Origin of the sequence: Loktanella sp. D2R18 (assembly GCF_003318235.1) — a bacterium.
Taxonomy (GTDB): domain Bacteria; phylum Pseudomonadota; class Alphaproteobacteria; order Rhodobacterales; family Rhodobacteraceae; genus Yoonia.
Genome location: NZ_QOCG01000006.1, coordinates 256,887 through 272,323 on the forward strand (window position 1 = coordinate 256,887; position 15,437 = coordinate 272,323).

Genomic DNA, 15,437 nt, shown 5'->3' on the forward strand with positions numbered 1-15,437 from the left:
AACGTGCAATTGCGACCCGTTTGCGCATATGTCTGCGCTTGCGAGGGCCGTCCACCCAGATTAAACCCAAAGCAACTGAATATCCCAAGAAGGCCGATCCCATGCGCATGAGCCGCTATTTTCTTCCCGTTCTCAAAGAAACGCCCCGCGAGGCACAGATCGTCAGCCACCGCTATATGTTGCAGGCAGGCATGATCAAACAAGCCAGTGCAGGCATCTATTCGTGGTTGCCATTAGGTTTCAAAGTTCTGCGTAAGATCGAAAATATCGTGCATGAAGAACAGGCGCGCGCGGGCCATATCGCGATTCAGATGCCGACAATTCAATCGGCTGATCTGTGGCGTGAATCTGGTCGCTATGATGCTTACGGCGAAGAAATGCTGCGCATCAAAGATCGCGGCGGTCGTGAATTGTTGTTTACGCCGACGGCCGAAGAACTGGTGACGGATATCTTTCGGTCGCATGTGACCAGCTACAAAGATTTGCCGCTTACGCTTTATCAAATTCAATGGAAATTCCGCGACGAAGTCCGCCCACGTTTTGGCGTCATGCGTGGTCGCGAATTCTATATGAAAGACGGGTATAACTTTGATCTAACCAAAGAGGATGCGCTGCACGCCTATAACCGCCATCTTGTCAGCTATCTGCGCACCTATGAACGGCTTGGGCTTCAGGCGATTCCGATGCGCGCGGATTCAGGCCCGATTGGTGGCGATGATACGCATGAATTCCTTGTGCTGGCTGAAACCGGCGAATCCGAAGTGTTCTATGACAGCGAGATCACCGATCTGAAATTCGGTGACCGTGAGATCGACTATGATGACAAGGCCGCATGTGCCGCCGTCCTTGAAGAATTCACCAGCCGCTACGCACGCACCGATGAAACCCACGACGAGGCTATGTTCGCCGAGGTTCCCGAAGACCGCAAACGCACTGCGCGTGGGATTGAGGTCGGCCAAATTTTTTATTTCGGCACTAAATATTCCGAAAGCATGGGCGCGATGGTCGATGATGGAAAGGGCGGCAAGGTGCCTGTCCACATGGGGTCGCACGGGATCGGCGTGTCACGGCTGTTGGGCGCGATCATCGAAGCCAGCCACGACGACAAAGGTATCATCTGGCCCGAAGGTGTCACACCGTTCCATGTTGGTATTTTGAATATGCGTTCGGGCGATGAAGCCTGTGATGCGGCTTGCGAAGACCTTTACAAACAGTTTACCGCTGCTGGCCTAGAGCCACTGTATGATGACCGCGATGAACGGGCAGGGGCCAAGTTCGGAACGATGGATATGATCGGTCTGCCTTGGCGTATTACGATTGGTCCACGCGGGATCAAAAATGGCGTTGTCGAAGTCACCTGTCGTCGCACCGGTGAAGCGACCGAGATGCCCGCTGCAGAAGCAATTGCCAAAATCGTCGCGATTTATGAGGGTATCGCATAGGTAAAACACCACGATGTGAACTTGAAAATGGGCGCGATCCTTGCGGATCGACGCCCATTTTTTACATGATGCGTTAACGGCGCGCACATTTGATGGTATGCTGCGTCCAAAATAATGTGTTGAGGCAGTAAATGACACGCAATGAAATGAAGGAAGGCCGGATATGATCCGGGTGCTTTGCCTTGTGGGCGGCGTTGCTGGGGCTGCGGGATTGTCCCAATATCCTGAGTTTTCGCAGCAATATATGCAGCGCCTCGGCGGGCAGGTCGATGAATTGGCGCGTCAGGTTAAAGAGTTCGATGCGACGGCGCTCGAAGACGGGCTTGGGCGCGAAGAGATGTTAGAGGCGATGGCCGAGGTGCCGTTGACGCAGAGGCAAGAGGCGATGTGGCGCCGTACCATTGCGCGACATGTGCGCTTGGGTGACAATCTGGCCGCCTTGCGCGACGCCTCTGCGATGCAACGGATGTTGATGCCGCACAGAATGGCTGATGTTCAGACATTTCAGGCGGCTTGGCAGGATTTCACCCCGGCCGTTCCGATCAGCACCGCAGGGGCCGCCGCTGCAGGCAGCGGGTTTATTGGTGGTTGGGCGCTGATCGGCACAATTTTGTCATTGCTGACCTTGCCGTTTCGGCGCAACCAACGCACAGTCGCGCCGAAACAGACACTAGCGCGGATCAAGGCTGATCCTCCGGTCGCGCGGCCAACGCCCCGATCAGAGGTACAAAGCCACATTCGCCCACTATCGGGAGCAAAACGATGACAACTGCATTGATTACGTGGGGCGGCTGGGATGGTCACGAACCAGATAAAGTCGCAGCGATTTTTGATAAAATCCTAAACGATGCCGGGATCGTAACCACCGTCACGGATAGTCTCGCTTGTTTTGATGATGGCGCGGAGTTGAAAACCTATGATCTGATCGTGCCCGTCTGGACCATGAGCGATCTATCACGCGAAGCGGCCACAAATGTATCAGAGGCCGTCGCGGCGGGCACGGGTATCGCAGGCTGTCATGGCGGCATGTGCGACGCGTTTCGCGGATCGCCCTTGTGGCAGTTCATGACTGGGGCCAATTGGGTTGGCCATCCGGGGGGCGACGGGGTGAAACATCGAGTAAACATCATTTCCGACGATCCGCTGGTTGCCGGGATCGGCGATTTTGATGTCGAAACCGAACAATACTATCTGCACGTCGATCCCGCCAACATGGTTCTTGCCACGACGCGCACGGATGTCGTGACGTGGTATCACAGCGCAAATGGCCCGGTAGATATGCCTGTCGCATGGACCCGTGAATGGGGGTTGGGCCGCGTGTATTATAATGCGCTGGGCCATCAGGCATCCGTGATTGCGAATGGTCCGGCCTTCGAGATGATCAAACGTGGGCTGCTTTGGGCTGCGCAAAGCAAATCAGCGGCCCAAGGCCGCGACCCGTCTCAATTCCAAAATGCCGGCAATCACTGGTAATTGTTCCCAAGAAAGAGACGTTATAAATGTCCACCCGACCTTTTGCTAAATTCGAATGGATGATCGCTTGGCGGTATATCCGTGCCAAACGTGCCGAAGGCGGCATCAGCGTGATGACCTGGATCAGTCTGATCGGGGTGACGCTTGCGGTATGGGCGCTGATCGCGACATTGGCCGTCCGGTCAGGGTTTCGTGCCGAATTCGTTGATACAATCGCGGGCGCTTATGCGCATGTGACCGTGCAGCAACCCGGTGGCACCATCGATGATTTTGAGGTGGTCGCCGACCGTGTCCGCGCTGAAGACCATGTGACTGATGTGTTCCCGCTTGTCCGCGGGCAAGCCATGGCAAGCGCGTCGGGGCGGTTGGGCCTTGCGGATATCTATGGGATCAAACTTGAGGATCTAAAAAGATCAGACGCGATCATTGAAAGCGACCGTAGCTACGGCAATATTGACGATCTGCCAAATGGGATCGCGCTTGGCTCTGAATTGGCGGCGAACCTTGGGGTGACAATTGGCGACCGGATAGAAATTACAACCCGCGCCGGGGCGTCAACGCCAATGGGGCAATCGACGCGGCGCAATGCCTACGACGTCGTCTTTATCTTCTCGACCGGGCGCTACCAAATCGACGAGGTGCGCGCCTATCTGCCGCTCGACGTCGCGCAGTTTATCTTTAACCGCGACGGTGTGGCCGATGAGTTGGCCGTGCAGCTTGATGACATCACCCTGTCCGAAGGGCTTAAGCAGTCTATTGCAAATGCGGCGGGCGAAGGCACATGGGCCTATTCATGGGAGGACCGTGTGCGTCGTTATTTGCGCGCCCTGACCATCGAGGACAACGTGATGTTCATCATCTTGTCGATCCTTGTCTTAGTCGCATCGATGAACATTATTTCAGGGCTGATCATGTTGGTCAAAAACAAGGGCCGCGATGTCGGGATTTTGCGTACGATGGGGCTGACCGAAGGGTCCATCATGCGGATTTTCTTTATCTGCGGTGCCGGGATCGGGACAGTGGGGACGATCTGTGGTGTGATCCTTGGGTGTCTGTTTGCGGTCTACATCGACACGATTTTCAGCTTTGTGAATTTCGTTGCTGGCGGCGGGGTTTGGGATCCGTCCATTCGCGGAATCTACGCGATCCCCGCAGAATTACACCTGTCGGACGTCTTGAAATCCGTCTCTCTGTCACTGGGTCTGTCATGGATCATTACAATCTTTCCCGCGCGCCGTGCCGCCCGGATGAACCCGGTTGAGGCGCTGCGCTATGAATGATTTCACGCTGGAGGTCAGCGATCTGACCAAGACCTATAACGCAGGAAAACCCGGCGAAGTGCGCGTGTTGCAAGGTGTATCGCTCGCGGTTAAACCCGGCGAGGTCGTGGGGCTGGTGGCGCCATCGGGGGCTGGCAAGTCAACCCTGCTGCATATCGCAGGGCTGCTTGATACGCCGGACGCGGGAAAAGTTGCGATTGGCGGCACCGATATGACAAATCTGTCTGATCGTAAACGCACGGCCGTGCGCCGTGGCACTGTTGGATTTATCTATCAGTTCCACCACTTACTGCCTGAATTTAGCGCTGTCGAAAACATCGTGATTCCACAGTTAGCAAATGGGGTAAGTGATGCGGCAGCCCATGCGCGCGCGCTTGATCTGCTCAATCGGGTTGGCATTGCGGATCGGGCATCACACCGCCCCGCTGCCTTGTCAGGTGGAGAACAGCAGCGCGTGGCGTTTTGCCGGGCGCTGGCAAATGAACCCGCCCTTTTGCTTGCGGATGAGCCGACAGGCAACCTTGACCCCGATACATCTGATCAGGTGTTCGATGCGCTGATGGGGCTGGTACGTGATACGGGGCTGGCCGCTGTTATTGCGACCCATAACCTGACGCTTGCCGCGCGGATGGACCGACAGGTGCGGCTGACCGCCGGCACGCTAGAAATGATTTAGATCAATGCCATCGCGCGCAGCCCTGCTAGCGTGATGAAAACAGGAGAGAGTACAGATGCGGTATATGATGATAGTGGCGGCGCTCACATTGGCCGCTTGTGTTGAGAAACCTGAAAGCGGCGCGCAGTTGTATGAGGCTGAATGCGCGGGTTGCCATGGCGCGGATGCGCGTGGCGATGGACCCTACGCGCGGGGGCTGGAAACAGCGCCGCCTGATCTGACCACGATTGCTGCGCGCAATGGCGGGGTGTTCCCGCGCGATCAAGTCATGAGCACGATCGATGGGCTGCAACGCGACGCCCACTTTAGCGCTGCCATGCCAGAGTTCGGGGCAGGTGATCTGGGTGAGACGGTGATCGTTGAAAATAACGGCCTAGGCACGCCTGTGCCAACCAAGTTGCTGTTGCTGACAGATTACATCGAATTATTGCAACAGTAGCAATGGCTGACAATCGCGTGAGATTGTGAATTTGCACGTGGGCGCAGGCGATGCTGGGGGGTATGCATGGGGTCAATTGAGTGATTGGAGTTTCTCATGCGCTACCTGACCCTTGCCGCCTGCTTTGCCCTCGCCACCCCTGCCATCGCGCAGCCTGTGCCGTTTTCAAGCGGTTGGGCTGAACAGCGGTTACAGTTGTTTAGCTCGAACGATTATAGCTTTGGATCTGATCTTGGGATTGTGTCTGAAGGCTCTGTTTCATTGGCGTGGACGCGGGTTGGGCGGGGCCAGTGGGGCGCGCGCAATGCGTCTTGGGGCTGGCGTGTGGATCAATCGGTGCCTGCAACAAGCCTTGCCCAAAAGGGTGGCGATGACCGTAATGTTTCCGTCTATTTCGTGTTCCTACCCGAGGCATCCGCCGCCGCGAGTGAAGGGGCGAACATCAGGAGTTTGCTTGGAAATGATGAGGTGCGCATCATCCAATATGCGTGGGGCGGTAACCACGCGCGCGGTCAAGTGATCCCGTCGCCTTATGGTCCTGCGGGCCAAGGCGCGACGATTGCGCTGCGCCAAGCAGGCACCGGATCACATAGCGAAAACGTTGATCTGGCGGCGGATTACGCGGCGGCCTTTGGTGGTGCGCCGGGTGCGTTGGTTGGCTTGGCCGTGTCAGCGGATAGCGACGATACCGATAGCATTATTCGCGCAGCGCTTGGCCCGATTGATCTGCGGTGATGCGGGGCAGGTGGGTTAAAACCCACCCTACGCGGTGCGGCGAACGAATCGCAGGTTAACGCCTGTATTTTATGGGGTTTGGGCTGTCGGCCGCGCGTCGGACTTGCGTCGGGCATTTGTCTGGCATTTGTGCGGTTAACGGTGCGTGCTATGGGTGGGTTGAAAACGGACCGCTTTGCCTAATCCACATCCTGCCCGGCATCGCCGGGCAGCGCCCGGACCTCCCCCATGGGGAGGGCGCTTCGCACCCACCCCGAGGTCCGAGCGCCGCCCTCATTTGGGAATTGGACAGCTTCTATACGAGCTCAAAGTTTACTGATGTACGTAAGAAGTTGACCAAGTGACGTTGGGCATGAAATTGCAGGTATAGCCATCAAAACTGGCACAATATAGCAACTAAACACATCTGAGATGAACGTTAAGTTGGCCGAACGATTTGCTGCGCGTTGATCTACGGATTCCTTTTCATTCTTTAGTTGTATTTCTAATGCCTGGATATCGCTATTGGGTAAGTCATCATATTGATCTGGTTGACGATATTCCATCTCTAGACGGCCGGACAATGAATTACGTGCGAACTTATGGCTGGCATTTATTCTTCTTGTCGTACGTACATGAAGAAGGACGTTAAGGTTCGGCAGTTCTTTGACGATGTAAACTATGAACAAGGCAAAGGTAGATACCTGACCCAAAGCAATTAGTTTGTCTTGATCGAGTTCAATTGACACTCCGAAGAATGAAACTTGTTCAGATAAGATATTCAAATTCGCAAGTATTAGAGTGAAATATGCGGTGGTAAGCAACGTTCTGCGGGCAACTTTCGAATTTTTTGGGTCTAAATCTACTGGTACTATATTTGTGTCACTCAAACATCCAACTCCTCCGCGAACTGCGCATTTTCCTGAATATACTGGAACCGCAGTTCGGGTTTTTTGCCCATGAGGCGCTCTACCAGATCGGCGGTGTCGCCGGGTTGATCGTCGGTGATGGTGACGCGGATGAGCTTGCGGGTGGTGGGGTCCATCGTGGTTTCTTTGAGGTCTTTTGCGTCCATTTCGCCCAGCCCCTTAAACCGCTGCACGTCGATTTTGCCTTTGCCACCCAGACCCTTTTCAAACACCGCATCTTTTTCGGCGTCATCGGCGACATAGACGCGTCGCGCGCCTTGGGTCAGCCGGTAGAGCGGAGGGCAGGCGAGGTATAGGTGCCCTTGGTCAATCAGCGGGCGCATTTGCGTAAAGAAGAATGTCATCAACAACGCCGCGATATGCGCCCCGTCGACATCCGCATCGGTCATGATGATGATCTTTTCATAGCGTAGGTCATCGACGTTGAACTTAGTGCCCATGCCAACGCCCAATGCTTCGCACAGGTCATTGATTTCGGCGTTGGTGGTCAGCTTGTTTGACGCGGCCCCCAGCACGTTGAGGATCTTACCCTTGAGCGGCAGGAGGGCTTGGGTTTTGCGGTCGCGCGCGCCTTTGCCGGACCCGCCCGCGGAATCGCCCTCGACGATGAACAGTTCGGTCCCGATCCGGTCTTTGGAGGTGCAGTCGGTCAGCTTGCCGGGCAGGCGCAGTTTTTTGGTCGCGGATTTGCGCGATGTTTCTTTTTCTTGCTTGCGGCGCAACCGTTCTTCGGCGCGCAGCACAAGGAAGTCAAGGATCGCGCCTGCGGATTTTGTATCGGCGGCCAGCCAGTTGTCGAAATGGTCGCGCACGGCGGCATCGACCATGCGCTGCGCGTCCGTTGTCGCCAGCCGGTCTTTGGTTTGGCCCACAAATTCGGGTTCGCGGATAAAGCAAGATACCAGCGCGCCTGCGCCTGTGGTCAGGTCTTCGCGCGTAATCGTGCCTGCCTTTTTGTTGCCGACCAGTTCACCGTAGGCTTTGATGCCTTTGAGGATCGCGGACCAGAACCCGGCCTCGTGCGTGCCGCCTTCGGGGGTGGGGACGGTGTTACAGTAGGATTGGATGAACCCGTCGCGCGTGGGCGTCCAGTTGATGGCCCATTCGACCTTGCCCGGCACGTTGAATTTATCGGCAAAGGACACGGTCCCGGCGAATGGGGCTTCGGAATAGGTGGTGGCACCCGCGAAGACTTCGGTCAAATAGTCAGCCAAGCCGCCGGGGAATTTGAACGTCGCCTCAAGCGGGGTGTCCCCATCGTTGATCCCGGTCTTCCAGCGGATTTCAACGCCCGAGAACAGATAAGCCTTTGACCGCGCCATTTTGAACAGGGTTTTGGGTTTGAGCGTGAGTTTCCCGAAAATCTGTTCATCCGGGTGGAATGTCACCGCTGTGCCGCGCCGATTGGGGGCTGCGCCGATTTTCGCCAGTGGGGCCTGTGGCACCCCGCGCGAAAATTCCATCATGAACAGTTCTTTGTTGCGCGCGACCTCGACCCGCAGGTGATCTGACAGCGCGTTCACCACCGATGACCCAACCCCGTGCAGACCGCCTGATGTCTGGTAACTATCACCCGAGAATTTACCGCCCGCGTTGAGCGTGCAAAAGATGATTTCAAGTGCGGATTTATCGGGGTTCTTGGGGTGCGGATCGGTCGGGATGCCCCGCCCGTTGTCGCGCACAGTGACATGGCCGTTCTCGTGCAGCTCGACCTCGATCCAAGTGGCATGGCCCGCGACGGCCTCGTCCATCGAGTTGTCGATGATTTCCGCGACCATGTGGTGCAGCGCGCGTTCGTCCTTGCCGCCGATATACATACCGGGGCGCAGGCGCACGTGCTCCATATCCTCAAGCACTTCGATGCTGCTTGCGTTATAGTCGTCGGGCGCTGCTGTGCCCCCAGAGAGAAGATCATTGGCCATGGTGCTGCTCATTCTTTTGGTTTGGGCCATAATGGCAGGCGGCGGCGGTTGGGGCAATTGGCAAAGGGCGCGGATTGGCGTCTTATCGGCCATTGCGGTTGCGGTTGGGAACATTAGGGTTGCGGGAAGCGCCGTAAACGCGTCTGGTCATGCGTGTTGGTACAAACAAGTAAGAGGTTCCGCATCCGTGCCTTACATCGTCGAAATCCCCTATGAAGACCCTGAACGGTTTCATATGCCAAGTGACCTAACGCGCTGGAGCCAAAGAATTCTGGGCAGTCAAAGTCGGCCGGGCATTCGGGCGACCGAAGAAGAAATGGTGCGGATAAAGCGCGCCAGCGAAATCTCTAACGTATTTAAGAACGGATCACGCATACTGTCTAATGAAGAAATACCAGAAGACTGCGTGCTGAGTATTTTTCCTGACCGGTTGAAAAGCTTTGCGCCAACTTGGAGTGTCGCGGATGGCGCAATCATCATTCACCAAACCGTCAAAGACGTTCTGGGCCGCATTGAGCCTGACACACATCAGATTGTTCCAATCGAAGTGATGTTTCGCGATGGCACCCCAGCAGAGGGGAACTATTATTTCCTGAACGTTACGCAAACAATTGATAGTATCATCGATGAGCGTTCAACGGTCGCGATAAAGACTGACCCTTTTCCGGGTACGCGCGACTATATGGAAATCCGCTGGCGGAATCGGGAACAACACCGATTGACGTTTGATCCAGCCGTTACTGCTGGTCACCATCTTTGGCGGGAAAAGCGATATAGCAAACCTGAAATAGAATACGCCATGTCAGACGCGTTACATGATGCCTTTGAGGCCGCAGGTGCGCCATTTTTTACGTCATGGAAAGCCGTCGCGAGCGACGTCGATCTCTAGCGTCTAACGACAATATGGGATCTCAGTTAGTAGGAAGCTCAGATGAAATCCAAAAATGTTCATGATATTCTCTCTCCGCCCCAAAAGCCGGATGACTGGGTAGAGCAGCAACCACCTTCCGTCGATGAAAGCAAGGTTGTACACCACTTTACCTCCGATGGTTTGGAATATTGGCCTAGCCTGCGGTACCATCAAGTCTGCACTAGCAATTCTGATGTCTGGTTGTCCTTCCATCTAGCAAGTTATGTGGACTACTCGCACTTTTATTTCATCGTTCATTTTGATGGTGTTAAGGTAACTATCACCCGTGAATCGGATCACATGTTTTCTCATAGTTTTCAAGATAAGGCACCTGACGGAAGCCAAATTTGGCGTATTGATAGTATCCTTCATCAGCTTGATGTGCCTGATTTTGATGCGTACCCATGGGCTGATATGGCCGTTTTTTTACCTATAAAAAAACTAGGGGGCCTCAAAACGTTCGAAAGTCGCGAGCAGCAAGAGCGCTTCATTTATCTTACGGAAATGCTCCTTTCTTGTATTTCAGGCAATTGGTTGCCTTTGCGCTACGGTACCGTCCAGAAGGGGGTGGTCGTTTGGGGCGAAGATTTGCAGACAAAATTTAAAGAAGGAGCTCTCATATCATGAGGGTCTTTTTCACGGGCGGTAGCGGTAAGGCGGGTAAACACGCGATTACCTATTTGCAGGGGCAGGGGCATACTGTAGTGAATGCGGATATTGTGCCATCAGGTTTGGATGTGTCCGAACTGTTGATTGATCTGACCGACGCGGGGCAAGTCATTGGGGCTATGTCGCAATTCACCGATTTCCATGAATTGGACGCGGGGACCGGTGTGCCAAAATATGATGCCGTCGTGCATTTCGCCGCCGTTCCACGGGTGATGATTGGCACGGATGCTGAGTGCTTTCGGCAGAACACAATCACCACCTACAATGTGATCGAAGCGGCGGTAAAACTTGGCATCCCCAAGGTGATTTTTGCCAGTTCAGAAACCACATATGCCGTCTGTTTTGCGGATGGTGAAATCAAGCCAGTTTACATCCCCATCGACGAAGACCACCCCACGGTGCCTCACGACAGCTACGCCATGTCGAAGGTCTGTAACGAGGCCACCGCCAAATCGTTTCAGGCCCGCTCAGGCATTGATATCTATGGGCTGCGGATCAATAATGTGATCGAGCCGCATGAATACGCGCAAAACTTCCCCGCGTTTATGGAAAACCCGGCCAGCCGGCGGCGTAATATCTTCGCCTATATCGACGCACGCGATCTGGGGCATATGGTGGATTGTTGTCTGAAAACAGACGGGCTGGGCTATCAGATATTCAACGTGGCCAACGACGATATGTCCGTGGGCATCACCACCGACGCGGTTATCGCGCAGTTCTACGAAGGGGTGCCGCAAAAACGCAAAATGCGCCCGGATGAGACATTTTATGCCAACGATAAAGCGAAAGAGATGGTCGGCTTTGCGCCGCAACATTCGTGGCGCGATGTGTTAGGGTAATGTCTCACGTTGATCATTTTACGGCGATTTCATCAAAAAAGACGCCATGACGAGGCTGCCAGTCGGCGGTCATGGCCACGTTGCCCAACAGCATTCCCGCTTCCACGCTGAGAAGAGCTTCTTCATTTATAGGAGACCCGTTTTGTCTTTCCATTGTCGTGCGTACAATCATGACGGGATAGGCGCAGTCGCCAATGTAAAGCGAGGTTTGTTCAATGGTTTCCATTGTGAACGTACCGTGATCCACTGTCGCGCCATTCACCATAAGTGTCATCGGGTAGGAATATGCCTGCGAAGCACGACTAAGGTCCGCCGATTGAGCGCTTGAGTCCATAACAACTTGAATATGGCTTGTGTCTGATTGGCGGTCGATGGCAATGACACCATTCCAATATATCGTTTCGACGTGCGCAGTTACTCCGTTCATTTGGGATTCACGGATTTCTCTGACCGTACCGTCATTTGAAACAGTGTTCGTGACGCTAAAATACGGATCATGTCGGGTCAGCGAGTAGGTCTGAGAGCGATCTAAAGTGACACATTCTGCCTGTCCGGCTGTTGCAGTGAAAACAATTGCGGTGGTCGCCAAAATTGAGATGCGGGAAAATGTCATGAACAATGGATCTTTGATGTGTGCTAAGCGCCGGCACTGGCGCTATCGTGATTTCAAGGCATAGAGTAGGAAGTTGTGTGCAAGTTCAAGTGTTAACTCAACCGAAGGGATTGTTCATTGTCAACTGCGTGATTTGGTTTTCAGGTGTACGCGCAGGACGCATGTAATCGCGATTGCTTGGCGCTAGTCGCATGGAAGTCGGAACCTCTTAGTAGCATTGTGATTATCCAAGCGAATTCTTACTACTGTTTTCATTCCAACCTAAAAGGCCACACAAATGACCATCGACATGAAAATCACGCTTGAACAGGCCAAAGGTCGCGCCTCGCATGGTCGTCAGCAAGACGATGGCGTGCTTGTTATTCGCACGATTGCGATGCCTGCGGATACCAACCCTGCGGGCGATATTTTCGGGGGCTGGATCATGTCGCAGATGGATTTGGCGGCAGGCAATCTGGCGGGGCGTGTGTCGCAAGGGCGAAGCGCCACGGTTGCCGTTGAGGGCATGCATTTCTTGCGCCCAGTAAAGGTCGGCGATGAGGTCACGCTTTATGCGAACCTGACGCATGTTGGCCGTACCTCGATGAAAGTGCATGTCGATGTCTGGGCACGGGGGCGCTATGGGAAAACCGGCGCAAAGGTCACCGAGGCCGAATTTGTTTTTGTGGCGTTGGATGATAACGGATCGCCGCGTCAGATCCCGGCGGATGCGATCTAAGGGCAGGGCGCCCGCGCTATTGTGGCCCATTGCACCCTTGGCCAATGCATCCCATAAGTTGCGTGAAGTGGATGCAGTATGACAGCCCAAGATCATCCCATCGCCGTCATGGACGCCTCTTGCACATTGTGCAGTTGGGGCGCGCGGATGATCCACCTATTGGACCGCACCGGCGAGATTAAGATCGCCCCGATCCAATCTGAAACCGGGGCGGCATTGATGCGCGACAATGGGTTGGACCCTTTGGACCCGGATACTTGGTTATTTATCGAAAATGGCAGGGTGTGGCGCGATTTTGATGCGTTGATCCGTGTTGGCCAGCGTTCGGGTGGGCTTGGGCATTTGTTTGCCGTGCTCTGGATAATCCCGCGCCCGATCCGCAATTGGCTGTATGCCCGGGTTGCGCGCAATCGCTACGCTATGTTCGGACGCGGCGACATGTGCGCCTTGCCCGATCCGAAATTTCGCGCGAGGTTGTTGTCATGAGATTTCCGCCGCTATCAACGCGGATATTTGAAAGATGAATTTGATGAAAAAAGAAACCGTTTGGGTCAGTCGCGCGATGAGTGACTCGACCTTGGTCAAAGCGATTACTTGTGATGAGCTTAAAACCGACCCCGATCCCATTATCGAAACCATGGAGAATAGCAGGAAAGGCAAGCCGATGCCGGCAGATCGCTTTCCAAAGCGCCTTCATGGGGAATACCGGGATGTTCATATCAAAAAACTGCCCGATATTTTCTTGGCAGGCGGCTTTTGGGTTGTTTCAGCGGCGTGCGCGGACGTGTTGTGCCAGTTCGACCTAGGGCAAACTGCATTATATCCGGTTGAAATTTTTCAGTACGACAAAAAAACGCGGGTTGAGGGAGATTATTTTCACCTCGCCTTTGGTGAGGTGAAAAACGTGTTTGAACCTGATGAAACGCCGGATGTGAGGGTCGCTTCTGCTCTGCGGAACCCTAAACCAAACGGATATTGGAGGCTGAATTTTACACTTTCCGATGGTGACACGGCCGTCAATAAATCAGCCTTGGAGGGTGTCGGTCTATGGATTGATCCAAGCTTGTTGGACATATTTTTTATGAGCGATGCGCTTGTTCAGGCACTAAAGGCCGCCAAGCTGACGCGCCGTTTTGGCCTGCGTAAGTGCCGCGTCGTTGCGCAACCCGTTGGTGAAACCCCATGAAAATTATCGTCTTAGGTGGCTACGGCGTGTTCGGCGCTAAATTGGTCGATCTGCTGACACGCGATGGGCATGAAGTGGTTGTCGCCGGGCGGTCATTGGAAAAGGCTACAGAACTTGCCGCGCAATTTGGCGCAACGCCACTGGTCGTCGACCGCGGCGGTGATCTTGCCCCGCTTTGGGCCGCGAACCCCGATGCTGTCGTGGATGCGGCCGGGCCATTTCATGCTTATGGTGACGATCCGTATGCCTTTGCGCGGGCCTGCATTGTACAGGGGGTGCATTACCTTGATCTGGCCGATGATCCTGCGTTTTGCGCGGGGATTACGGCTCTGGATACAGAGGCAAAAGCGGCGGGGGTATTCGCCCTTTCAGGTGTGTCCAGCGTGCCTGCGATTTCTTCGGCGGCGGTGGCGGCGCTGGCCGGGGCCGCGCAGATCGACACGATCAGCACCGCGATCTTACCGGGTAACCGCGCGCCGCGCGGGCGGTCAGTTGTCGCGAGTATTTTGCACCAATGTGGGGTCGATTTTGACGTGCCGATTGATGGCGCAAAGGTCCCGATGCGCAGTTGGTCACGCCCAGCAAAGTTTCACATCGGCCAAGGGATCGTGCGCCCCGGATGGATGATCGAAGTCCCTGATCACCGTTTGTTTGCGGACGCTTTTGGCGCACGATCAGTCTTGTTTCGCGCGGGGTTGGAACTCGGCGTCATGAACTGGTCACTGGCCGTGTTTTCATGGCTGCGCGGGTTCTGGCGCTTTCCAATTCCGGGCTGGTTGGTCAGCCTTTTGCTTTGGCTCGCCAAGCTGCTGTACCGCTTTGGCACGGACGAAGGCGGGATGTCCGTGGCCGTGACCGTGCAAACGGATGACGGCTGGCAGCGCCGTATTTGGCGTCTGGTCGCCACGGATGGGGAGGGGCCATTTATCCCGGCAGTGGCTGCGCGTGTCGTCTTGCGCGATATCGATGCGATCCTGCAGGGGGCAAGGCCTGCCGTGGCCATTATGCCGATAGATGCGATCGCGCAGGGAATGTCTGATCTTGCGGTCACAACCGAATGCGTGACCGAAGATATCCACCCGTTGTTCGCCCGCCACCTGAAGGCAGACTATGAAACGTTACCGGTGCAGGTGCGCGACTTACACGATGTCTACGGGCCAAGACGGTGGGTTGGGCGCGGATCGGTGACGCGCGGAAAATCTGTCTTGTCCCGGCTGTTTGGTGCGTTGTTTCGGTTTCCAGCCGACGCCGCCGATATTCCGGTAACGGTCACGATGACGCCTTTCAATGGCGGTGAACGGTGGGAGCGCGACTTTGACGGGCAAAAGTTCCGATCATACCTGCGACAGCACAAAAATACGCTAACCGAACGGTTTGGACCGTTCAAATTTACGCTTGGGCTGCATGTGGCGGATGGTCAGCTGCATTTCCCCGTGACTGCCGGGCGTATCGGGCTGATCCCGTTACCGGGGTTTGCACTGCCCAAAAGCGTGTCGCATGAATATGAAAAAGACGGGCGGTTTCATTTTGACGTGGCGCTTCATGCGCCCTTTACCGGCGCTCCGGTCGTTCATTACCGGGGCTGGCTCGCGCGTGACGGGGCGTAGGGTGGATCTTGATCCACCGC

General features: G+C 55.0%; 17 protein-coding genes. 14 read left to right on the forward strand and 3 right to left on the reverse strand.

The window, feature by feature from the left end; translation table 11 throughout:
* The first annotated feature begins 101 nt into the window (after window positions 1-101).
* From proS to DS901_RS04030, 7 genes are all read left to right on the forward strand, one after another.
* Complete coding sequence (gene proS, locus DS901_RS04000; protein WP_113775631.1) at window positions 102-1,442, forward strand: proline--tRNA ligase; 1,341 nt, start codon at window positions 102-104, stop codon at window positions 1,440-1,442.
* A 163-nt stretch (window positions 1,443-1,605) separates the two neighbouring features.
* The gene (locus tag DS901_RS04005; RefSeq protein ID WP_113775632.1) at window positions 1,606-2,208 is read left to right on the forward strand and encodes a DUF2937 family protein; all 603 of its coding nucleotides are present in this window, start codon (window positions 1,606-1,608) and stop codon (window positions 2,206-2,208) included.
* Window positions 2,205-2,915: a ThuA domain-containing protein gene (locus DS901_RS04010; protein WP_113775633.1), complete on the forward strand. Its 711-nt coding sequence runs from the start codon at window positions 2,205-2,207 to the stop codon at window positions 2,913-2,915. The genes DS901_RS04005 and DS901_RS04010 overlap by 4 nt, the downstream gene beginning before the upstream one ends.
* Window positions 2,916-2,941: 26 nt before the next feature.
* On the forward strand, window positions 2,942-4,195 hold the full coding sequence (locus tag DS901_RS04015) for an ABC transporter permease (protein ID WP_113775634.1): 1,254 nt from the start codon (window positions 2,942-2,944) through the stop codon (window positions 4,193-4,195).
* The gene (locus DS901_RS04020) at window positions 4,188-4,871 is read left to right on the forward strand and encodes an ABC transporter ATP-binding protein (protein ID WP_113775635.1); all 684 of its coding nucleotides are present in this window, start codon (window positions 4,188-4,190) and stop codon (window positions 4,869-4,871) included. Before DS901_RS04015 ends, DS901_RS04020 begins: the two co-directional genes overlap by 8 nt.
* Before the next feature lie 55 nt (window positions 4,872-4,926).
* Complete coding sequence (locus DS901_RS04025) at window positions 4,927-5,310, forward strand: c-type cytochrome (protein WP_113775636.1); 384 nt, start codon at window positions 4,927-4,929, stop codon at window positions 5,308-5,310.
* Between the two features lie 96 nt (window positions 5,311-5,406).
* Complete coding sequence (locus DS901_RS04030) at window positions 5,407-6,045, forward strand: DUF3047 domain-containing protein (protein WP_113775637.1); 639 nt, start codon at window positions 5,407-5,409, stop codon at window positions 6,043-6,045.
* A 305-nt stretch (window positions 6,046-6,350) separates the two neighbouring features.
* Here DS901_RS04030 and DS901_RS04035 read toward each other — a convergent pair whose 3' ends face one another.
* Entirely contained in the window at window positions 6,351-6,914 is a 564-nt protein-coding gene (locus DS901_RS04035) for a hypothetical protein (RefSeq protein ID WP_147249845.1), read from the reverse strand.
* Window positions 6,911-8,875 carry a DNA topoisomerase IV subunit B gene (parE, locus tag DS901_RS04040; protein WP_113775639.1) on the reverse strand — a complete coding sequence of 655 codons (1,965 nt, stop codon included), beginning with the start codon at window positions 8,873-8,875 and terminating at the stop codon, window positions 6,911-6,913. The genes DS901_RS04035 and parE overlap by 4 nt, the downstream gene beginning before the upstream one ends.
* On the opposite strand from parE, the gene DS901_RS04045 reads away from it, so the two are divergent.
* The 3 genes from DS901_RS04045 to DS901_RS04055 are packed head-to-tail and all read left to right on the forward strand — an operon-like array spanning window position 8,874 to window position 11,293.
* Window positions 8,874-9,764 carry an imm11 family protein gene (locus DS901_RS04045; RefSeq protein ID WP_113775640.1) on the forward strand — a complete coding sequence of 297 codons (891 nt, stop codon included), beginning with the start codon at window positions 8,874-8,876 and terminating at the stop codon, window positions 9,762-9,764. The two genes, parE and DS901_RS04045, sit on opposite strands and share 2 nt — an antisense overlap.
* 42 nt (window positions 9,765-9,806) lie before the next feature.
* Complete coding sequence (locus DS901_RS04050; protein ID WP_113775641.1) at window positions 9,807-10,412, forward strand: hypothetical protein; 606 nt, start codon at window positions 9,807-9,809, stop codon at window positions 10,410-10,412.
* Window positions 10,409-11,293, forward strand: coding sequence for an NAD-dependent epimerase/dehydratase family protein (locus tag DS901_RS04055; protein ID WP_113775642.1), 885 nt, complete (start codon window positions 10,409-10,411; stop codon window positions 11,291-11,293). Before DS901_RS04050 ends, DS901_RS04055 begins: the two co-directional genes overlap by 4 nt.
* Window positions 11,294-11,306: 13 nt before the next feature.
* Here the strand turns inward: DS901_RS04055 and DS901_RS04060 are convergent, their stop codons facing one another.
* Complete coding sequence (locus tag DS901_RS04060) at window positions 11,307-11,906, reverse strand: hypothetical protein (protein ID WP_113775643.1); 600 nt, start codon at window positions 11,904-11,906, stop codon at window positions 11,307-11,309.
* A 277-nt stretch (window positions 11,907-12,183) separates the two neighbouring features.
* Here DS901_RS04060 and DS901_RS04065 point away from each other — a divergent pair, with 277 nt between their 5' ends.
* From DS901_RS04065 to DS901_RS04080, 4 genes are all read left to right on the forward strand, one after another.
* Window positions 12,184-12,624 carry an acyl-CoA thioesterase gene (locus DS901_RS04065; RefSeq protein ID WP_113775644.1) on the forward strand — a complete coding sequence of 147 codons (441 nt, stop codon included), beginning with the start codon at window positions 12,184-12,186 and terminating at the stop codon, window positions 12,622-12,624.
* 78 nt (window positions 12,625-12,702) lie between these two features.
* On the forward strand, window positions 12,703-13,110 hold the full coding sequence (locus tag DS901_RS04070) for a thiol-disulfide oxidoreductase DCC family protein (RefSeq protein ID WP_113775645.1): 408 nt from the start codon (window positions 12,703-12,705) through the stop codon (window positions 13,108-13,110).
* A gap of 43 nt (window positions 13,111-13,153) precedes the next feature.
* Window positions 13,154-13,810, forward strand: a complete 657-nt coding sequence (locus DS901_RS04075) for a hypothetical protein (RefSeq protein ID WP_147249846.1) — start codon at window positions 13,154-13,156, stop codon at window positions 13,808-13,810.
* Window positions 13,807-15,417: an SDR family oxidoreductase gene (locus DS901_RS04080; RefSeq protein ID WP_113775647.1), complete on the forward strand. Its 1,611-nt coding sequence runs from the start codon at window positions 13,807-13,809 to the stop codon at window positions 15,415-15,417. The genes DS901_RS04075 and DS901_RS04080 overlap by 4 nt, the downstream gene beginning before the upstream one ends.
* The last annotated feature ends 20 nt before the right edge of the window (window positions 15,418-15,437 follow it).

Bases quoted from the DNA above. Each gene is read 5' to 3' on its own strand.
- DS901_RS04015 (WP_113775634.1), top strand. From the start codon at position 2,942: ATGTCCACCCGACCTTTTGCTAAATTCGAATGGATGATCGCTTGGCGG.
- DS901_RS04075 (WP_147249846.1), top strand. From the start codon at position 13,154: ATGAAAAAAGAAACCGTTTGGGTCAGTCGCGCGATGAGTGACTCGACC.
- proS (WP_113775631.1), top strand. From the start codon at position 102: ATGCGCATGAGCCGCTATTTTCTTCCCGTTCTCAAAGAAACGCCCCGC.
- DS901_RS04045 (WP_113775640.1), top strand. From the start codon at position 8,874: ATGGTGCTGCTCATTCTTTTGGTTTGGGCCATAATGGCAGGCGGCGGC.
- DS901_RS04020 (WP_113775635.1), top strand. From the start codon at position 4,188: ATGAATGATTTCACGCTGGAGGTCAGCGATCTGACCAAGACCTATAAC.
- DS901_RS04060 (WP_113775643.1), bottom strand. From the start codon at position 11,906: ATGACATTTTCCCGCATCTCAATTTTGGCGACCACCGCAATTGTTTTC.
- DS901_RS04005 (WP_113775632.1), top strand. From the start codon at position 1,606: ATGATCCGGGTGCTTTGCCTTGTGGGCGGCGTTGCTGGGGCTGCGGGA.
- DS901_RS04080 (WP_113775647.1), top strand. From the start codon at position 13,807: ATGAAAATTATCGTCTTAGGTGGCTACGGCGTGTTCGGCGCTAAATTG.
- parE (WP_113775639.1), bottom strand. From the start codon at position 8,875: ATGGCCAATGATCTTCTCTCTGGGGGCACAGCAGCGCCCGACGACTAT.
- DS901_RS04065 (WP_113775644.1), top strand. From the start codon at position 12,184: ATGACCATCGACATGAAAATCACGCTTGAACAGGCCAAAGGTCGCGCC.
- DS901_RS04070 (WP_113775645.1), top strand. From the start codon at position 12,703: ATGACAGCCCAAGATCATCCCATCGCCGTCATGGACGCCTCTTGCACA.
- DS901_RS04055 (WP_113775642.1), top strand. From the start codon at position 10,409: ATGAGGGTCTTTTTCACGGGCGGTAGCGGTAAGGCGGGTAAACACGCG.
- DS901_RS04010 (WP_113775633.1), top strand. From the start codon at position 2,205: ATGACAACTGCATTGATTACGTGGGGCGGCTGGGATGGTCACGAACCA.
- DS901_RS04025 (WP_113775636.1), top strand. From the start codon at position 4,927: ATGCGGTATATGATGATAGTGGCGGCGCTCACATTGGCCGCTTGTGTT.
- DS901_RS04050 (WP_113775641.1), top strand. From the start codon at position 9,807: ATGAAATCCAAAAATGTTCATGATATTCTCTCTCCGCCCCAAAAGCCG.
- DS901_RS04030 (WP_113775637.1), top strand. From the start codon at position 5,407: ATGCGCTACCTGACCCTTGCCGCCTGCTTTGCCCTCGCCACCCCTGCC.